The sequence below is a fragment of the Castellaniella hirudinis genome (assembly GCF_042651965.1).
Classification (GTDB): Bacteria; Pseudomonadota; Gammaproteobacteria; order Burkholderiales; family Burkholderiaceae_B; genus Castellaniella; species Castellaniella hirudinis.
Genome location: NZ_JBHSDY010000010.1, coordinates 253,126 through 267,956, shown reverse-complemented (window position 1 = coordinate 267,956; position 14,831 = coordinate 253,126). Strand labels below are relative to the sequence as shown.

The window sequence follows — 14,831 nt, the reverse complement described above, 5'->3', positions numbered from 1 at the left end:
ACACGCCGGAACCCTGATCCGCCGGGGTCATCGCCGCGCCACGCATACATACCCCACGGTCCAACCCTCGGGCGCCACGAGGGAGCCGGATTCGGCCACCTGCGCCATGGCGTAGCCCGCCGGACACGAGCACGTGCCGGTCACCGGATTGGCCGAGGAGCCGCCCGCGGCATTCAAGCAACCCCGGCGGCTGTTGAGCATGTAACCGCCCCCGGGAGGCCGCGCCAACAGTTCCCAGAGTCCCTGCCGGCAGGCCAGCACACCCGCCCCTTCCTTGAGGCGGCCCAGCATCCCCTCCTGCGCGCACGGCCCGCCGACGATCCAGCCCTGTCCCAGGAGCAAGCCGTCGCGCGCAGCCAGGTAGGTCCCGCTGCTCACCACGCCCTGAACCGTGGCATCGCCCTGAAAATCCGGATCGCGGGCGTCCCGCACCCGCAGATAGTCCTCGCCGCCCCCGGCGCCGGCTTCACCGCTGCGCGTCGAGACAGTCCGGGCCGCCAGCGCCACGACGCCCGGCGCCCAGTCGGCGGCGCCCGTCTCCGGCACGGGCACGTGCCAGCCGGCGCCTCCCAGAACCCCGGGCCGGCGCGGCCAGACCACCAGCCCGCGCCCCTCGGCAGCCTGCAGCCATTCGGCCACCAGCACCTCATCCACCCCGCCGGCGGGCGTCCGCAACGCAGGACGCGCATGCAGCAGCGCCCACACCCGGCAGGAGCCTCCCGGGCATTCGCCCTCGCGCATCACCCGCAGTCCCAGGGTCCGGTGCAACGGCCCCGTCGTCTGCCAGCCCGCGCTCAGCAGACCCGCCGACCGCAGTTCGTCCCAGCGCGGCGCCGTCCAGTCGGCGATGCCCTGATCCGCCAGGGCATCGGCCGTCTCGGCGCCTGCCAACTGAGCCGCATGGCGCGACAGGAACCCCTCGGCTGCATCGCGGGCGATGCCCATCCAGGCAGCCAGGGACCGGGCCTGCAGCGCCCGGGCGCGCTGCGCCCACTCCTGACCGGCCCAGATTGCCAGGACCAGGCTCAGGACCGCGACGACCATGAACTCCAGCAGCAGGGAGCCCCGCTGAGCGTGCAGGCGAGCGCAGTCCCCGACTCTGAGGGCGGCATCAACTGACATGGAATACGAACTGATTGACGTCCCCCTTGGCGCAGGCCGATTCCGCCGACAGCGCGTGATAGGTCGTAGAGGCGTCCTTGACCGTGCGGGCGGCGCCGCCATTGGCTTCGACCGTGATGCGGTCGGCCACACGCTGCAGCACCGAGGCGATCGAGGGACAGGCCACGTGGTTCACCTGCTTGAGCCGCAGCAGGAAGGCCGCGCCCGCATCCGCCGGTTCGACCTCGACCGTGCCGCCGCCCCCCAGGCCGTGCAGCACCGTGCCGTCGGTCGCCAGGGTCAGCACGGTGGAGTCCGCCACCATGGCCGCCAGATTGGCCGTGCCGATGTCTTCATAGGGCGTGTCGCCGGAAGTCCCGGCGTTGACACGCACGTGCATGACGAAGCGGGCCAGTTCCTGGCCGACCTTGGGCACTTTGTTTTCCATCACGTAACCGCCGATCGCGGGGATGCCGATGACCGCGATCAGCAGCACGATGGCGGTGACGATCGACACCTCGACCAGAGAGAACCCCGCCTGTCCCGCCCGGCGGCGCGCGGCGCGCGATTGAGCCAATACTTGCATGAAGCCTCCTTTGCCGGACGTCCGGCGCACGAATGAACCGGCCCTCATGAGCCGGCATGAAACATCATCCAGCCGCGCCGCAGTTCGTCGAGCGCGGCGTAATGCCACAGACCGATCCCCAGCACGACCGCCACCCCCAGCAGCAGCGCCATCCAGCGCAAGGCCAGGGCCTGGAGCCGGACGCGGTCCAGCCAGCGGCCGGCCATCCGCCGGTGGGCCGCCTGCACACCGGCCTGCAGACCGCGCGCGGCGGCCATGTCCTCCAGATACCAATACAGTTCGCGGTCCAGCAGTCCCGTGTCGAAGGCCGCCGCGCCGGCCAGACCCTGATCGATACGATCGGCGATGCGCTCCAGGTGATCGCCCAGCCAGGGACCGGCGTCTTCCAGGAACAGCAGGATCACCGGCCGCAACTGGGTCGAACCGCCCGTCCCCGGCTGCAGCAGAATCGAAATCAGGGCCAGCAGGCGCAGGGACTGGACCTGGCGGTACAAGCGCCAGGGGCCGTAGCGATCCAGGCGGCGACGCCACGGCCCATACCAGCGCGGCAAGGCGTAGCCGCCCGCCGCCAGCAGCGCGAGCAGTCCGGCCGGCAGCCCGGCCCCCCAAACGCGCAGCCAGTCCGCACCGGCGAACAGCGCCCGTGACCAGTCACCCAGATAGGCGGCCGGCAGACCCTGGAAAGCCTGCCGCAAAGCCGGCACCGTCCAGTGAGGCAAAGCCAGCAGCAACAGGCTGGCCACCAGCAGGGCCGCACCCGCCGAGCCCAGCGTGGCCCAGAGCACGCGGCGGGCCTGGATCAACAGCGCCAGATGCTCGGACAGGGCCTGGAAGCACGCCAGCAAGCGGGCATTGCCATAGGCCTGGGCCGCCCGCACCAGGGCCAGTTCATCGGCCGGGAAACAGCCCGTCCAGGTGGCCCGCAGATCGCCGCCGCCGGCCTCGCAGGCCCGCGCCCAGGCCCTGGACAAGCGCCCGCGCACCGTGCCCGGGCCATGGCGCGCGGCGTCCCGGTCGAACAGTTCGCGCACGGTCAACCGGCCTTGCGCCCCCAGCAGCACCGCCTGGAGATAATCGAAGTAATCCGCGCGCCCGCCGGCGAAGCGCCAGGCATCCAGGCGCAGACGCAGACGCGCCGGCAGCGCCCCGATCCGCCTCATCGATGCGCTCCCGCGCCACGCGGCGGAACGTCATGCGACACAGCGCCACGCGGCGTAGAGCCGCCGGCCGGCAGCCGCCCCTGGCGCAGCAGCAGGGTCTCAAAGGCCATGAAACGGACTTCGACGTCCCGTGGATCCACTTGCCCGGCAGCGGCTTTTTCCATGGCATGCGCCATGGCGCTGGCACGCGGATCCGGCACATAACCGTCACCGCCGTCGGCACCGGGCAGGCCCGGTTCCAGGCATTCGGCGGCCACGGTCCGCCCGTCGTAGCCGAACAGTTCCGGCAGCGCGGCGCGGCGGCACTGCGCGCAACCGTCCGGATTGCGCAGGCGCAACACCGCAGGATCGATCTCCCAGGCCTGCCCGATCCAGCCGAGCCAGCGCCGCCAGTGGCCGATCCCGCCGCCCGGCTGCTGGCGCACGAGTTCGGCAGGCGCCGCCGGCAGCGCGCAGTGCGGACACAACCGCGGCAGCAGCGCCTGATAGACGAGCAGCTTCAAGAGGCCGGGCGTGGTCAGGAAATCGCGCGGCACGGCGATGAAATCGGAGGCCAGGCGATCGACGATGGCGCGCGCCGAAGGCGCATGCACGGTGGTGTAGACATTGACGCCGGAGCCCGCCAGATCCATGAAGGCCAAACCGCTTTCGGCGTCGCGGATTTCCCCCAGCAGCACGTCGGTCATGGCCGAACGCTTCAGGGTGCGCAGCTTGGCGGCGTACCGGCCATGCGCCTGCTGGTCCAGGTCGCGGCCGATGGTGTTCTGCACGGCCCGGTCGATCCGGTATTCCACCGGCTCTTCCAGGGTGATGATCTTGCGGTGCGCCGGCAGGCCCCGGATCAAGGTCGCCAGCGCCGTCGACTTGCCCGAGCCCACGGTGCCCGCGAACACCAGCGCGCCGCCCTCGGACTTCAGCACCCGCTCGAAACAAGCCACCTGGTCGGCCCGATAGCCCAGCCCGCCCAGCGTCGCGGGACCGGACCCGGCATCGCGCGACAGAAAACGCAGGCAGACGCTGGGGCCCCGGTCAGCGGCCAGCGAGGCCCAGCGCAGGGTATAGGCCCGGCCGTCCACGCGGCGCAGCAGGCTGCCCTGCTGCTCCAGCAGCGGATCGAAGACGGCCCCATTGCCGCCCTGGATGTCCATCCAGGCCACCGCCAGCACGTCCCGCAGCAATCCGGTCGGCATGTGACGGAAGCGTTCCGGCGCCACGTAGCGGCCGGCCACGGTATAGCGGACTTCGGATTCCGCCGCGTCGCGCAGCACGTTCAGGTGCAGGTCCGTCGCCCCCTGGCGCACGCCCCATTCGACCAGATCCTGAAACACCCCGGCCAGGGCGGTCGGCGTGCGGTCTCCCGCCTGGGCCAACGCCGCCGCGCCGCCCTCGCGCGACAGGGCCAGCAGCAGCGCCGCCGGCAGGACATAGCGGGCCGGCTCGGACAGGACGCGGCCGGCGGCCCGCAGACGCCGCTCCAGCGCGTCGGCCTGATCGCTGCCGACATATTCGGCGCGGGCCAGCAAGGTGACGCTGCCATCGGCGCGCTCCACCGGACAGATCCTGTCCGCCAGCGCCTGGACACCCAGATCCCGCGCCAGCACGCGCCGCACTTCCGGCCGCAGCGCCGACAACTGCCCGGGATGGTCGATCACACCCGCCCGGGCCGGATCGAAGGGCGGCGGGGGCTCGGCCAGCGACAGGGCGGAAGTCCAGGGCTTCATGGCCGCACCTCGCCCAGCAACATCCGCAGGCATAGAGAATGACGGTCCTCGCCGCGCTCAAGCTGGACACAGGCGCCGTTCATGCCGCGCAGTTGATAGACGCCCCGGTCCCCGACATGCCCGGCGGGCCAGGCCTGGCCGCGCACGTACAGATAGGCCCGGCGGCCCACCTGGACCTCGGCCATCAAGGCCTGACCGACGCCGTACAAAGCCACCAGGCGGGGCGCCAGCACGGGCTGTACGCCCGAACCGGCATCCGCGCGGCCGACGGTCCCGGCACCGGCGCCGGCCGTCGAGGCGCGCAAGGCTTCGCGCAGATCCTGCTGCATCAGTTCGCGCACCGACAGGGTTTCCCAGCGGGCCTGAGGATCTTCCGGCGCATCTTCTTCGGCCGCGTGCGACACACCGGCCCCGGACGACGCGCCGGCCGGCATCTTGCCGGGCGCCTCGTCCGCCCAAGAGGCCATCGGCATACCCGCCCCCAACACCAGGCACAACCACACGATCCCCGGGAAAACGCGGCAGCCTCCCGGCGCAGGCACGCCCCCCGCAAGCACAGCCCGGCCGGCCTGCAGCCCGCGCAGGCGCTCATGATCGGTTTTCATAGACGGTTCCTTCGAGATGCAGGATCAGGCGGCTGGCGCGCGCACCCGGCCGGGCGCCCGGCGCCAGGGTCAGCGCGGCCTTGTGCCAGGAGACGGCCCGCGCCAACGGCGCCAGCAGCGCGCCCGAGCGCAGCGGCCCTTCGACCCGCAGGATGCGCACGGCCAAGGCGGGCAAGTCCTCGGGCGGCGGCAGCTCCCGGCCCTGGGCGTCGCGCGGCGCAGGCACGGCCAGCGGGCGGGAGGCTTCCAGCCGCAACGCGGAGAAAGCCGGCAGCACCGCCTGCAATGCGCTCGCCCAGTCGCGGGCCAGCAGCGCCGCGCGCGGCAGGCTGCGCGGTTCCGGTCTTAGCCCGGGCACGGTCAAGGTCCAGGCCGCGCGGGCGACGTCCAGGGACGGGAAATCCAGCCGCCAGCCGGCGGGGGCAGCCCGCAGCAAAGCACGGTTGTCGGCCTCGAATCCCAGGCGGCGGTATTCGCCGACGCACTGCCAGAGCATGCCGTCAGGCCGGGGCTGACAACGCAAGTCGTGCAGGGACCAGCCCCCGATCCGCGCCGGCTGGCGGTACAAGGCGTCCAGCAAGGCGCGCGTACCCGCCTCGCCATGCAGCGGATGCCGGGCCAGCGCGCGCTCCAGCGCCGCATGCCAACCGGCACGCGCATCGGAATCGGGCGCGACGGATGCCGCCGCACCACCGCCCCAGCGCAGCCAGCCGGCCGCGCCCAGGCCCACCGCCAGCATCAGCAGCGCCAGCCGAAAACCGCGCCACCGCGTCGGTTCCAAAGGACGGCAGCCCCCCGCCTGACGCGCCAGCGTCTGCAGCAAGCCCGCTGCGTCCGGCCCCGCCTGAGCAGCGAGCAGTTCCAGTTTCGGGTGCGCCCGGCGCAAAGCCTCGATCGCCTCGCAGGCCAGCGTCTCGTCGGGATAGGCGCGATCTGCGCGCGCCAGCGCGACGCCTTCGTGCGCGGCCAGGACATGCCACAGTCCGGTGTCGAGCGGCAGCATGCAGGCCACGGTCCCGCGCGGATGGCGGCGCGCCAGCAGGTCCGCCGCCGACCAGCAGACCAGGCCGGCGGGCAGGCCGCGCGCCAGGCCCAACGCGGCGGGCGGATCGCCCGACACCACCCGGTGGGTTGCCCCCCGGCGGTGCGCCTGCGCCCGGGCGGCCTCCGGTTCGCCCAGCAGCGGCACCCAATCCAGCCCGAAGGCGAGCGGCACCTGATCCACCCAGACGAGACGAGCGGCGCGCGCCATGTCAGAGCCCCTCCTCGACCTGAGCGGTGATGATCAGCACCGTGGTCAACCGCTGGGTGTTGAGCTGATTGCCGCCGCCGAACACCGCAGGCACGCCGGGATTCAAGCGGCGCTCGGCGGATTCGGCCGTTTGCCGCTCAAACCCCGACACCACCAACGGCTGCCCCGGTTGCAGGGCCAGTTGCTGCACCGTGCCGTTGCCCTCGATGGTCAACTGCTGCAATTGCAGGGGATGGTCCTTGTCCCCGAAAGTGACCGTCTTGAGCGGCTGGGCGACGGTATTGTCATAGGCCAGCGAGAGCAGGATCCGCCCGTCTTCCTGAGCGTCCGGCACCAGGGTCAGCAAGGACCCGACGGTCTCGGCCTTCTGGTTGACGGACACGGCCGGCACGGCCAGACCCGTGGCGCCGGAGACAGGCGTGGTTTCGATCCGGTCGATGTACGAGAACGTCGTGCGGACCGCGTGCGAGACCGGCCGCCGGTTCAATCCCAGGATGGGCACGCTGCTGCGCCGCACCAGCTGGACGGACTCGCCCAGGGCGCGAATGACGGCTTCGCTGCCGGAGAAAGATCCCTGGACAATATTCACCCCCAGTTGTCCGCCCGTGGCGCCGGACAGCGCCGGCACCGCCAGTCCGGCGGCCAGGCGCGCGCCGGAAAAGATCAGATTCCAGTCGATGCCGGCCTGGGCCTGTTCGCTGAAAGCCACGGTCAACTCTTCGAACACCAGGCGCACGCGCCGCGTCAAGGCGCGGTTTTCCCGCTCCAGATACTGGGCAATGCGGTCCAGGACGTCAGGCGTATCGGTGACCACGACGGACGTCCCGGCGCCGGATTCGGCCGAAAGCACCCCGGCCCGGGACAGGAATGGCTCGATCCGGGCGCGGACGGTCTTCATCACGTCCTGGTCGCCGCCGCTCAAGCGGGTGCCGGAGGTGCTGACGAAACCGCCGTCGGCCGCGTCCCGCCCCTGTCCCAGCGAAGCCTGGACACGTGAGTCCAGCGTCAAGGCCTGGACATCGAAGACCCGCGTGTCGGTACGGAAGAATTCGATGCGGTCCCGTTCGTAGCGCCAGCGCACCCCCAGGTGCGCGCACAGACGATCCAGAATGAGCGGCAGCGGCGCCGGGCCGGCCGCCAGATCGAAAGGCTCGGGCGGCTCGGCGCTCAACATGCCCTGCCCCGCGCCGTTCGCCAGGCGCGGCAGAAAGAGCGCGGACGGCAGCAGTGCGTCGGGACGCACATGGACCGGGATGCCGGTGACGGCGGCAATGCGCCGCGCGATCCGGCGCAGGTCATCGGTGCCGTCGGCGAACAGCAGCGTCGTGCGCACACGGGCGCGCAAGGGCGCAGGCAGCGTCAGCTCACGGGCCAGCGGTTGCGCCTTGCCGGCGATCCAGGGCTGGGCGATGTCCTGGGCAGCGCGGCGCGCGGCGGCATCGGTCGCGGCCCGGGAGAAGCGCCCATGCTCCCGGGCCGCAGTGCCGTCCGCCTGCCGGAACTCGTCCGCCGCCCGGCGCAGGCGTTCGGAAAAGGCGCAGCCGGACAGCCCCAGGCACAGAGACAGGATCGCCAGCCCCACCCGGCAGCGGGACCTCATGACGCCATCCCGGGGATCCGGGTCCGGTCGCAACGCTGCGCCAAGGGCACGACGCGCAGCACTCGATTGGCATAGAAGCAAGGTTGGACCGGCCGATCCCCGAGTTCGGTGGCGGACAGCAGACCGCGCACGGCCGTGCGGAAAGAATCTCCAAAAACGGCAGAGCCCGCCAGAGGAATGTCGGCATCGACGTCCCAGTGTTCCGGCTCGAAGGTCCAACCCGCCGCCTGCGCCCAGCGCCCCAAGGCCCGGCGGACGTTGCCGTCGGCCGGCGTGACCTCGAAGGACACGGTGTGCCCCCTGGCCGGAGCCTGAGTGACCGCCGCAGTCGCAGTCCGGGCAACGGGCACGGCGGCGGCGGACTGGCCGGAAACGCCTCCTGGGGAAGGCGCAAGCGGCGCCGCCGGAACGGGCGGCTCAGGCGGAGGCGGCGGCGGCAGCGGCCGGGGATGCGGCACGGGCATCGGCAGGTGCGCCATCGGCAAGGTCGATGCCTGCGGCGTTGCCGGCGTTCCGGTCTCGCGCCAGGCCTCGGCCTGCGACAAACCGCCGCGCAGCACGATGCGTTCGGGCACGCCGCGCAGGATCAGGTAGTCCCGATCCCGCCGGGGCCGCAGCAGCCGGTCGCCCCGCGCGGTGCGTTCGAACACGGCGGGCGCCGGCTGATCGGCGGGATACTGCAGCCAGGTCTCGCGTCCATCGTCGAACACCTGCAAAGGCGCCAGCGCCGGATCACCCGCGATGCGCCAATCGAAGCGGTAGCCGCCGGGCGCCGGCGACAGCCCCGCCAGGTCGCGCCACCAGGCGCCGTCCGCCGGGGCCGCACACCCCCCCAATCCCGCCAGCAACAGCCCCGCACCCAATATCCTGATCATGTTTCTCCCCCGCGACACCCTGGTCGTGAATCACGGTGCCCATGGTGGCGCGGCCCGGCGCGGGCCGCCAGACTGGGATATACGAATGGATGAAAAGGTCCGCCCCCGGGGGCCGCACCGTGAAATCGGCGGGCGCCCGGGGGCGGATGGGGTCAGGCGGAGGCAGGAATCAGCGCTGGCGCACCAGCTTGTTGGCCTCGGCCGAAGCCGTATTCAGGGCGGTGACCGCAGGCTGCTGGCCGCTGAGCGCGGAATCCAGGATCTGCTGGAAGCGCGTGCGGATGGCCGGATAGTTATTGATGCGGAAACCCTGGGCCGTCAAGGCGGCCTTGCCGCTGTAGACCGCCACCAGATCGCGCCATTGGCCCAATTTGGCGTAATAACTGGCAGGGGTGGCATCGAAGGCGGCCTGGGTCAACGGCAGGAAGCCGGTCTGCTGATACCAGCGCGCGGCCTGCTCGGGCTGCGACAGCCAGCCCAGGAAGGCGGCCGTGGCGTCGGTGACGGGCTTGGAAGTCTTCATGACCCACAGGCCGGCGCCGCTGACGAAGGGATTGCCGGGCTTGCGCGTGACTTCGGGGTAGTACGGCAGACCGGACACCGCATAGTTCAGCTTGCGCTGGTCGCTGAATTCACCGATGTGGCCGGAACTGGACATCATCACGGCGCATTCGCCCTTGGCGAAACGTTCGGCGGAATGCATGCCGACGTCCGGGCGCACCATGATCTCGGAACGCACCCAGGTGACCATCAGGGCCAGGTGACGCACATAGGTGGAATCGAAAGAGAAGCTGGGCAGGCCCTTGGCCTTCAGGCCGTTGTCGGCGCTGGCGTAGAGCTGGTTATTGACCGCCGCCAGGTTTTCCAGATTGATCGACACCGGCAGGTCGGAGGTCAGCGGGCACTTGCGCGAGCCGTTGTTGGCCATGGTCACGAGCTGGCCCTGCAGATCCATCCAGGTGCGTTGCGGCTGGGGGGGCACCAGGCCGGCCTTTTTGAAGGCGTCCTGGTTGTAGTACATGACGGGGATTTCCAGCATGTACGGGAAGGCCATCAACTGGCCCTTGGCATCGTGAACGAACGCGTTGTCCGACGAAACGAACCAGCGCGTGTTCTTCAGCCCGGAGGCCTTCTGCAGCACGTGGAACGGCTGCACGTAGCTGCGCTGGGAGATGTCTTCCAGGGTGTGGCTGTCGCCGATCTGCGCCAGAGCGGGCAGCTCCTTGGACTTGGCAGCGGCACTCAATGCCTGATCGAGCGCCTCGGGCGTATCGAAGGCGCGCGCCACGACCTTGATGTCGGATTGGCTGCGGTTATAGGCCTTGATCAGGTCCTGAAAAGCTTCGGCATTGTGGCCTTTGAGGGTGTGCCAGACCGGCACTTCGGTCGCTGCCCACGCGGGCGTGGCCGCCACGGCGGCCGCCAGCATCCAGACAGCGCGCATCCCCGGGCGCAACATGCCGGAGCCGAAAGGAAAATTCATGATGAGTCAATCCAAAAAAGGAAAGTCGATATCCGGCGTCCGGCTGGACACCAGATCAGCCAGCACTCTGCCCGAACCCGCCCCCATGGTCCAACCGAGGCTGCCATGACCCGTGTTCAGGTAAAGATTGCGTATCCGTGTACGGCCGATGAGGGGGACGTTGGAAGGCGTCGTGGGCCGTAGGCCGGACCAGAACAGAACGTTAGCAAAATCGAGGGCGCTTGGGAACAGGGCGCGGGCCTGCTCGACCAACTGATTGCAACGGCCGGTATCCAGCGCGCGGGAATAGCCGCCGATCTCGGCCGTCCCGGCCATGCGCAGGCGGTCGCCCAGGCGCGAAAACACGATCTTGGATTCCTGGTCGACCAGGCTGACCACGGGCGCCGCGTCCGGATCCAGCAGACGGAAGGTTGCGGAGTAGCCTTTGGCCGGCCAGACCGGACAAGACAGGCCCAGCGGCGCCGCCAATGCGGGGGTGAAGCTGCCCAGGGCCAGCACGTAGGCGTCGGCCTGCAGCGGCCGGAAGGTGCCGTCGGGCTCGATCAGTTCGGCCACCGAAATCCGGCCGTCCACAGGCACCAGCCGGTTCACCCGGGTGCTGTAGCGGAAACTCACGCCCGCGTCCCGCGCCCGCTCGGCCAGGGCGCGCGTGAACAGGTGCACGTCGCCGGACTCGTCATCCGCCGTGAAGTCGCCGCCGACGATCGGGTCCCGGGCCGCCGCCAGCGCAGGTTCGATGCGCAGCACCTCGGCCGCGTCCACGATACGCCGGTCCACCCCCAGTTCGCGCATCTGCGCGGCACTGGCCTGGGCGTGCTCGAACTCGCGCGGATCACGGTAAAAAGCCAGGATGCCGCGTTCCAGATGGTCGTACTCGATACCCAGATCCGTGCGCAGCTCGCGCAGCGTGGCGCGGCTGTACTTCGCCAGGGTCACCATGGCGCGCAGATTCGCCGCGAACCGCGGCGTGCGGCATTCATTCAGGAAGCGCGCGCACCATAGCCATTGCCGGGGCTCCAGGCGCGGCGACACACGCAAGGGCGCGTCGGCCCGCCCGATCCAGCGCATGACCTTGCGCAGCGTATGCGCGCTGGCCCAGGGCTCGGCGTAGCAGACGGAAATCTGGCCGCCATTGGCCCGGCTGGTTTCCAGCGCCGCGCCCGGACGGCGCTCGATGACTTCGACTTCGTGGCCGGCCCGCGCCAGCCACCAAGCGCTGGACACCCCGATGATGCCCGCGCCGAAAACGGCAACTTTCATTTAAAAGTAACTTCATCACCCGCCGACACTTTCCAAAACCCGATCCGGCGTACTGTGCAAGAGTACACCAGCATGTTGCGAAATGCGCCTTTTCAAGCCAAAGGTTTTTGGAGGCGCGCAGTCCGAAAATCCGCACATCGCCTGGTGATCGGGCGGCGCCGGTGTCAGCACGTCGTGATCAGAAGAAAAGCTCGACCGCAAAAAGCGGAGTTTCTGGCAGCGCGCGGCCTTCTAGACTGATCTCACTCATTCATTTCAGAGAGCCGTCATCATGAAGACCCGTTCCGTTTCCATGTTCAAGTACACCTTTCGCGCCCCGGGCAGCCAAGTCGAGGGCCCCGTCCGGTTTGCCGTCGGCCGGACGGTGCTGGGCAAGGTGATTGTCGGCCGCAGCCAAAGCGGTATTTGCGCGATCTTCCTGGGGGAAGAGGCGCAGGCGTTGGGCAGGCAACTCGCCGCCGCGTTTCCGGGTATCGAGTTGCTGGCGGACCAGGCGGCGCTGGAGCACGAACTCCATCAGGTCGTCGCCTTCATCGACAAGGACACAGCCGAGGGCGTAGTCGATCTCGACATCGGCGGCACGGCGTTCGAGCAAAAGGTCTGGCAAGCGCTGTGCGGCATCCCGGTCGGCAAGACCCGCAGCTATAGCGAGGTGGCGCGTGACCTTGGTGTGCCGGAAGCCGTCCGTGCCGTGGCAGGAGCGTGCGCGGCCAATGTGTTGGCCATTGCCATTCCCTGCCACCGCGTGGTGCGCAGCGATGGCTCGATCTCCGGCTACCGCTGGGGCGTGGATCGCAAGCGCGCGCTGCTGGCCGACGAGGCGGCCGGCACCGTGGGGGCGCTCCTGTGAAACCTGCGGCGAACCATGATCCTGCCGTGCCGTCGCAGGCCTGCGACTGGGAGCGCATCGGGCGTTCGCTCGATGCGCATGGAAATGCCGTGCTGCCCGCTCTCCTGACCGACGCGCAGTGCGGCGCCCTCGCGGCGCTCTACGCCCAAGAAAAAGGCTACCGCTCGCGGATCGTCATGGCCCGCCACGGTTTCGGGCGAGGTGAATACAAGTATTTCGCGTACCCGCTGCCGCCGCTGCTCGACCGGCTGCGCCACGCGCTGTATCCCCGGCTTGCGCCCATTGCCAATCGCTGGAACCGGCAACTGGGGATCGACATACAGTATCCTGACGCGTTGGATTCCTTTTTGCAGCGGTGCCGCCAAGCGGGTCAAACTCGCCCCACACCGCTCATCCTTCAGTATGGCAAGGATGACTACAACTGTTTGCACCAGGACCTGTACGGCGAACTCGTCTTTCCCTTGCAAGTCGCCATCTTGCTGTCAAAGCCCGGCCGGGATTTCACCGGCGGGGAGTTCGTCATGACGGAATCGTCGGCCAGGGGGCAGCGCGCGGACGTCGTGGCGCTGCGTCAAGGCGATGCGGTGGTATTCACCGTCAATCAGCGGCCTGCGATGGGGCGGCGCGGACGCCGCAAGGTCGCCATGCGGCACGGCGTCAGTCGCATTCTCAGCGGCCATCGCCATACGGTCGGCCTGATTTTTCACGACGCGAGGTGAGCATGGAAACGCTGGCACTTTTCGAGGCCGCAGCGCCGGACCAGCGCCTGGGCGCTGCGGCGATGGTGTTGCGAGGCTTCGCATTGCCCTATGTGCGCGAAGTGATGCCCGCGCTTGCCGCCATCGAGGCCCAGTCACCCTTCCGGCACATGGTGACGCCCGGCGGCTTCACCATGTCGGTGGCGCTGACGAATTGCGGCGCGTTGGGCTGGACGACCGACCGCAGCGGCTATCGCTACACCTCGACCGATCCCGACACCGGCCAACCCTGGCCAGGCATGCCGGCGGTGTTTGCGCGTTTGGCGCGCGAAGCGGCCACGGCGGCGGGTTTCGACGCCTTCGAGCCCGATGCCTGTCTGGTCAATCGCTATCTGCCGGGCAGCCGGATGTCGCTGCACCAGGACAAGAACGAGCGGGATTACGACGCGCCCATCGTCTCGGTCTCACTGGGCATGCGCGCCGTGTTTCTGTTCGGCGGTCACAAACGCACCGACCCCACGGTCAAGGTGCCGCTGCTGCACGGCGATGTAGTGGTGTGGGGCGGCGTGGATCGCATGCGTTACCACGGCGTGATGCCGCTCAAGGATGAACCGCATGCGCTGTTGGGCAGCCGGCGCATCAATTTCACGTTCCGCAAGGCGGGGTGATGGCGAGGATTCAAGCGTATCGACCGCAAGAATCGGAGTGCTTGCGATCGAGGTCTTGCCTATTCTGGCTCTATGATTGATGAGGATAGGATTTCCGCCATGAAGACGACCACTGCCGCCGCCAGCCGGACTCGCACAGCCACCGAGCGTGCCGCCCTGGTGGCGCGCGCCTGCCGCTTGATCGAGGCCGCCGAGACACCGCCGTCGCTGGACGAGTTGGCTGCCGGGGTGGGCATGAGCCCGTTCCACTTCCACCGTCTGTTCAAGGCCGAAACCGGCCTGACGCCCAGGGCCTACGGCGCAGCTTGGCGCGCCCGCAGGCTGCGCGCGGAACTGGGCAGTCCGGATGCGTCCATTACCCATGCCATCTACGACAGCGGCTTCAATTCCAACAGCCGGTTCTACGAAGCCTCCGACCAGTTGCTGGGCATGCGCGCGCGGGACTATCGGGCGGGCGGCGCCGGGGCGGTCATTCGCTTCGCGGTAGGCCAATGCTCGCTCGGCGCCATCCTGGCGGCCCAGAGCCAGCGCGGCATCTGCGCCATCCTGCTGGGCGACGATCCTGACAAGCTGGTGCGCGATCTGCAGGACCAATTCCCCAAGGCCGAGCTCATCGGGTGCGACGACGCGTTCGAGCAGTTGATTGCCCAGGTAGTCGGTTTCATCGAAGCGCCTTCGGTGGGCCTGCACCTGCCGCTGGACGTGCAGGGCACGGCCTTCCAGGAACGCGTCTGGCGTGCGCTGCGCGAGATCCCGCCGGGCGCCACCGTGAGCTATTCGGAAATCGCTGAACGCATCGGTTCGCCCAAGGCCGTGCGCGCCGTGGCCCAGGCATGCGCCACGAACCACATTGCCGTGGCCATTCCCTGCCACCGCGTCGTGCGGCGCGACGGCGATCTGGCCGGCTACCGCTGGGGTGTGGATCGCAAGCGCGAACTGCTGCGCCGCGAAGCCCTGGCTTGAGGGAGAGGC

At 69.5% G+C, this 14,831-nt stretch carries 14 protein-coding genes; 4 read left to right on the top strand and 10 right to left on the bottom strand.

Annotated elements, in window-relative coordinates; all coding sequences use genetic code 11:
* Nucleotides 1–27 precede the first annotated feature (27 nt).
* The 10 genes from ACFO0J_RS14910 to ACFO0J_RS14865 form a co-directional block, all read right to left on the bottom strand.
* Nucleotides 28–1,122: a hypothetical protein gene (locus tag ACFO0J_RS14910; RefSeq protein ID WP_376813874.1), complete on the bottom strand. Its 1,095-nt coding sequence runs from the start codon at nt 1,120–1,122 to the stop codon at nt 28–30.
* Nucleotides 1,112–1,687 carry a type 4 pilus major pilin gene (locus ACFO0J_RS14905; protein ID WP_376813873.1) on the bottom strand — a complete coding sequence of 192 codons (576 nt, stop codon included), beginning with the start codon at nt 1,685–1,687 and terminating at the stop codon, nt 1,112–1,114. The genes ACFO0J_RS14910 and ACFO0J_RS14905 overlap by 11 nt, the downstream gene beginning before the upstream one ends.
* Before the next feature lie 44 nt (nt 1,688–1,731).
* On the bottom strand, nt 1,732–2,847 hold the full coding sequence (locus ACFO0J_RS14900; RefSeq protein WP_376813872.1) for a hypothetical protein: 1,116 nt from the start codon (nt 2,845–2,847) through the stop codon (nt 1,732–1,734).
* Nucleotides 2,844–4,568: an ATPase, T2SS/T4P/T4SS family gene (locus ACFO0J_RS14895; protein ID WP_376813871.1), complete on the bottom strand. Its 1,725-nt coding sequence runs from the start codon at nt 4,566–4,568 to the stop codon at nt 2,844–2,846. Before ACFO0J_RS14895 ends, ACFO0J_RS14900 begins: the two co-directional genes overlap by 4 nt.
* Nucleotides 4,565–5,173 carry a hypothetical protein gene (locus tag ACFO0J_RS14890; protein WP_376813870.1) on the bottom strand — a complete coding sequence of 203 codons (609 nt, stop codon included), beginning with the start codon at nt 5,171–5,173 and terminating at the stop codon, nt 4,565–4,567. Before ACFO0J_RS14890 ends, ACFO0J_RS14895 begins: the two co-directional genes overlap by 4 nt.
* Nucleotides 5,157–6,425, bottom strand: coding sequence for a hypothetical protein (locus ACFO0J_RS14885; RefSeq protein WP_376813869.1), 1,269 nt, complete (start codon nt 6,423–6,425; stop codon nt 5,157–5,159). The genes ACFO0J_RS14890 and ACFO0J_RS14885 overlap by 17 nt, the downstream gene beginning before the upstream one ends.
* A gap of 1 nt (nt 6,426) precedes the next feature.
* On the bottom strand, nt 6,427–8,025 hold the full coding sequence (locus ACFO0J_RS14880) for a hypothetical protein (RefSeq protein ID WP_376813868.1): 1,599 nt from the start codon (nt 8,023–8,025) through the stop codon (nt 6,427–6,429).
* The gene (locus ACFO0J_RS14875) at nt 8,022–8,900 is read right to left on the bottom strand and encodes a TrbG/VirB9 family P-type conjugative transfer protein (protein ID WP_376813867.1); all 879 of its coding nucleotides are present in this window, start codon (nt 8,898–8,900) and stop codon (nt 8,022–8,024) included. Before ACFO0J_RS14875 ends, ACFO0J_RS14880 begins: the two co-directional genes overlap by 4 nt.
* Nucleotides 8,901–9,069: 169 nt before the next feature.
* Entirely contained in the window at nt 9,070–10,383 is a 1,314-nt protein-coding gene (locus ACFO0J_RS14870; RefSeq protein WP_376813866.1) for an extracellular solute-binding protein, read from the bottom strand.
* Between the two features lie 6 nt (nt 10,384–10,389).
* Nucleotides 10,390–11,643 carry a D-amino acid dehydrogenase gene (locus ACFO0J_RS14865; RefSeq protein ID WP_376813865.1) on the bottom strand — a complete coding sequence of 418 codons (1,254 nt, stop codon included), beginning with the start codon at nt 11,641–11,643 and terminating at the stop codon, nt 10,390–10,392.
* Nucleotides 11,644–11,914: 271 nt separating this feature from the next.
* Between ACFO0J_RS14865 and ACFO0J_RS14860 the strand changes: the two genes are divergently transcribed.
* The 4 genes from ACFO0J_RS14860 to ada all read left to right on the top strand — a co-directional run bounded on the left by ACFO0J_RS14860 (nt 11,915) and on the right by ada (nt 14,822).
* On the top strand, nt 11,915–12,493 hold the full coding sequence (locus ACFO0J_RS14860; protein WP_376813864.1) for a methylated-DNA--[protein]-cysteine S-methyltransferase: 579 nt from the start codon (nt 11,915–11,917) through the stop codon (nt 12,491–12,493).
* A gap of 26 nt (nt 12,494–12,519) precedes the next feature.
* Entirely contained in the window at nt 12,520–13,212 is a 693-nt protein-coding gene (locus ACFO0J_RS14855) for a 2OG-Fe(II) oxygenase (protein WP_376813863.1), read from the top strand.
* 2 nt (nt 13,213–13,214) lie between these two features.
* Nucleotides 13,215–13,859, top strand: coding sequence for a DNA oxidative demethylase AlkB (gene alkB, locus ACFO0J_RS14850; RefSeq protein ID WP_376813862.1), 645 nt, complete (start codon nt 13,215–13,217; stop codon nt 13,857–13,859).
* A 99-nt stretch (nt 13,860–13,958) separates the two neighbouring features.
* A complete protein-coding gene (gene ada / locus ACFO0J_RS14845) occupies nt 13,959–14,822 on the top strand; it encodes a bifunctional DNA-binding transcriptional regulator/O6-methylguanine-DNA methyltransferase Ada (protein WP_376813861.1) in 864 nt (287 codons plus the stop codon).
* Nucleotides 14,823–14,831: the final 9 nt, after the last annotated feature.

What these genes read in the sequence shown, in the direction of transcription:
- ACFO0J_RS14910 (WP_376813874.1), bottom strand. Translation starts at nt 1,122, where the DNA reads ATGTCAGTTGATGCCGCCCTCAGAGTCGGGGACTGCGCTCGCCTGCAC.
- ACFO0J_RS14905 (WP_376813873.1), bottom strand. Translation starts at nt 1,687, where the DNA reads ATGCAAGTATTGGCTCAATCGCGCGCCGCGCGCCGCCGGGCGGGACAG.
- ACFO0J_RS14900 (WP_376813872.1), bottom strand. Translation starts at nt 2,847, where the DNA reads ATGAGGCGGATCGGGGCGCTGCCGGCGCGTCTGCGTCTGCGCCTGGAT.
- ACFO0J_RS14895 (WP_376813871.1), bottom strand. Translation starts at nt 4,568, where the DNA reads ATGAAGCCCTGGACTTCCGCCCTGTCGCTGGCCGAGCCCCCGCCGCCC.
- ACFO0J_RS14890 (WP_376813870.1), bottom strand. Translation starts at nt 5,173, where the DNA reads ATGAAAACCGATCATGAGCGCCTGCGCGGGCTGCAGGCCGGCCGGGCT.
- ACFO0J_RS14885 (WP_376813869.1), bottom strand. Translation starts at nt 6,425, where the DNA reads ATGGCGCGCGCCGCTCGTCTCGTCTGGGTGGATCAGGTGCCGCTCGCC.
- ACFO0J_RS14880 (WP_376813868.1), bottom strand. Translation starts at nt 8,025, where the DNA reads ATGAGGTCCCGCTGCCGGGTGGGGCTGGCGATCCTGTCTCTGTGCCTG.
- ACFO0J_RS14875 (WP_376813867.1), bottom strand. Translation starts at nt 8,900, where the DNA reads ATGATCAGGATATTGGGTGCGGGGCTGTTGCTGGCGGGATTGGGGGGG.
- ACFO0J_RS14870 (WP_376813866.1), bottom strand. Translation starts at nt 10,383, where the DNA reads ATGAATTTTCCTTTCGGCTCCGGCATGTTGCGCCCGGGGATGCGCGCT.
- ACFO0J_RS14865 (WP_376813865.1), bottom strand. Translation starts at nt 11,643, where the DNA reads ATGAAAGTTGCCGTTTTCGGCGCGGGCATCATCGGGGTGTCCAGCGCT.
- ACFO0J_RS14860 (WP_376813864.1), top strand. Translation starts at nt 11,915, where the DNA reads ATGAAGACCCGTTCCGTTTCCATGTTCAAGTACACCTTTCGCGCCCCG.
- alkB (WP_376813862.1), top strand. Translation starts at nt 13,215, where the DNA reads ATGGAAACGCTGGCACTTTTCGAGGCCGCAGCGCCGGACCAGCGCCTG.
- ada (WP_376813861.1), top strand. Translation starts at nt 13,959, where the DNA reads ATGAAGACGACCACTGCCGCCGCCAGCCGGACTCGCACAGCCACCGAG.